The organism is Mesorhizobium sp. M7A.F.Ca.CA.004.06.1.1, assembly GCF_003999135.1.
Lineage (GTDB): Bacteria > Pseudomonadota > Alphaproteobacteria > Rhizobiales > Rhizobiaceae > Mesorhizobium.
On the sequence record NZ_RZPQ01000858.1, the window covers coordinates 1 to 2338 of the forward strand.

The window sequence follows — 2338 nt, forward strand, 5'->3', positions numbered from 1 at the left end:
GAATAAACCATGGCGAGCGTAGCGGCTGCTAGCGACCACGCGAGTGGGGTCTGGATCAAAGTGTGGGGGACGATTACCGACGCAAAACCCGCACCAGTGGCAGTGGCCACGGTCAGGAAAAGTCGCATCAAGGCCAAGGCTTGATTATCTGAGGCTATAATTAGACCAACCAAAGCGTTGTGCCTGAAGCGCGCGTCTTCGATTGCTAACTTCCAATCATCAGGATTGAGCATCGCTGTCCTTAGTTCTTGGCCGCATCACATGCGAGCTTCTTTTCCGCTCTTCCCAAGCGCTTGTAGAAATCGTATCCCGATAAGCCTACCTCTTTGGTCCCCTTAGTTCTTCTAAGGTGTGACCGGGGCACAGATACTTAGGAGCGCGGCTCTATCACACGAGGCAAACCCGGCTTGCGTTAACCGGCGCTCGGATGATCTTCTCCCTCGGGAGAGATCGAGCCCAGTCCAAAGAGCCCGCCGAGCCCCAGTAGCCCACCACCGGTCGGAGCAGACCCTTTACCGTCAGGCTCACGCATTAAAGCTTCCGCGATACGTTGAAGCTGCATCCGGCCTTCGATCAGTCTTAATTCGTTATCGATCTTGTTGATGTTGTCGATGTGGCTAAGGAGTGTGCCTGTGGACCAATCTGTGGCGGGCCACTCAAGCTTGCTATTCGCCGACACCCGGAAGAACTCAACCCCATCAGATACGCTGCTAGCTCGAAATGGCGTGTGAGCAACGATATTGCGAAGCTCACCGCACTTCCTGGCCTGCTTTGCCAGTTCATCGAATTTCGCCGCTAGACTTCGATCAGAGATAAAGTGATCAACCAGCGTACGCAGAGTTTTGATCTTCTCATCGAAACCCATGTTTCTATTGATGATGACACGGCGGGCACCACTGACGCCAAGCACCTCTCCCAGAGCGTCTCCGATGCCAGCCTCAAGAAGTGCGAAATAGCCCATAAATGCACCAATTAGATAGAATGCTCTCGCGTCCGGACCCATTTCGAGTAGTTCGCTCTTGGTCAGCATTCAGGCAGCCTACCGAGTCTTTACCGATATAGCTATTGGACAGCCACCCGGCCGCTCATGAGAACCCCTGTTCTTTCGCAGTAGACGCATTGGTCCTCAAAGTCGTCCATGCAGAGCTGCCCTAGCAGTTCTCTCTTTGGTGTGGCCGAGGGTGCTTAGGGAGACTGCCGTAGTCAGGAGACCACCTACAAAGACCGAAGCATCCCCTGCTCCTTAGCAGCCTCCTCAAAGGCCTTCTGGACATCCTGGGGTGACGCTCGGTCCTCGAAGCAGTCGATGCAGAGCTGCACCGCCTTGTTCCACTTCGGTCCCTTCTCGGGCCACTTCATGAGTTCCTCAGCGGCGGTCTCGACGTTGCTGACGCCCAGCGTGATGCCGACCTTCTCGGTTCTGACGGGGACCACAGGGCTGAACCAATGGAGTTCCATCAGATGAACCTACGGTGGGAGAGCCTGCACTTGAGGTCTTCGGCATTCAGTAGGTCTACGAGATCGTCCGCATATTCCCTATTGAGGCCTATCGCTGGCCAACCATCAGGCGAAACCGGCTGCCCGGTGAACACGTCGAACACCGTCCAGGTCCCGTCTGGGTCTCTCCTCAGGTCGTACCTCAACTGCCTCATCAGGGTAATTTAGGGTTTCCTGATGAGCCTCTTCAATGGCGTCGAGCAATGAGGCTAGAGTTGGTGGTAACTCAGGGTCAACTTCCAGCCCGAAGGCCTGCTGAACCTGGTGGCGGTTGTCCTCGTTTCGGATCAGCTCCAGCAGATGGTCGGCAACGGTCTTGTGACCGGCTTTGTCACGCTTCGTCATCAGGGAGTCCCCACGAGTCCTGGCGCCTTTAACTTATTGTCCGATAAATGGTTCCATTGGGTCTTGCCTTAGGTCGTACCTCTGCTGTGCCATGAGGTCATTCGTTGCGTTTCCGATCTAACTCGTCAAGCATGGACCGATGCTGCTCGGACATATCCCAATCCACTGGGAGGTTCAGCAGTTGGCGGATTTGATGGCGCAGTGTCTCTGAAGTAATCCACGTCCGAATGAGACGCGATGTAGCCTGCTGTTGCTCGGGAGAAAGCTCTTCCATGGTCAGCCCACACGGTTAGCACCGAGCCCAACCCTTTGGTGACCTTAATGGTTCCCCCGAAGGATTGCCTGAAGAGATTTAGAGCAGCGCCTATTTCGGCGCGAGGGCCTGAAGCAGTTCATCGCCGCGAAGCCCGGATTGGTATGCTCCCATTAGGCTTTCGGCGGCTGTGGTAGCTTCAGGGCTTCGGCGGGTGATCCCACGCAGCGAACAGAGTTGATC

The 2338-nt window shown here is 55.4% G+C and carries 4 protein-coding genes; all 4 read right to left on the bottom strand.

Going from position 1 to position 2338, the window contains the following annotated elements:
- A partial coding sequence (locus EN906_RS37855) for a hypothetical protein (RefSeq protein ID WP_206529212.1) occupies positions 1–233 on the bottom strand: 233 nt, incomplete at its 3' end.
- Between the two features lie 179 nt (positions 234–412).
- Positions 413–1030, bottom strand: a complete 618-nt coding sequence (locus EN906_RS31245; protein WP_127271074.1) for a hypothetical protein — start codon at positions 1028–1030, stop codon at positions 413–415.
- A gap of 185 nt (positions 1031–1215) precedes the next feature.
- Positions 1216–1458: a DUF982 domain-containing protein gene (locus EN906_RS31250; RefSeq protein ID WP_127271076.1), complete on the bottom strand. Its 243-nt coding sequence runs from the start codon at positions 1456–1458 to the stop codon at positions 1216–1218.
- Positions 1459–1563: 105 nt separating this feature from the next.
- The gene (locus tag EN906_RS37530; RefSeq protein ID WP_164748846.1) at positions 1564–1842 is read right to left on the bottom strand and encodes a hypothetical protein; all 279 of its coding nucleotides are present in this window, start codon (positions 1840–1842) and stop codon (positions 1564–1566) included.
- Positions 1843–2338 lie beyond the last annotated feature (496 nt).

What these genes read in the sequence shown, in the direction of transcription:
- EN906_RS37530 (WP_164748846.1), bottom strand. Translation starts at nt 1,842, where the DNA reads ATGACGAAGCGTGACAAAGCCGGTCACAAGACCGTTGCCGACCATCTG.
- EN906_RS31245 (WP_127271074.1), bottom strand. Translation starts at nt 1,030, where the DNA reads ATGCTGACCAAGAGCGAACTACTCGAAATGGGTCCGGACGCGAGAGCA.
- EN906_RS31250 (WP_127271076.1), bottom strand. Translation starts at nt 1,458, where the DNA reads ATGGAACTCCATTGGTTCAGCCCTGTGGTCCCCGTCAGAACCGAGAAG.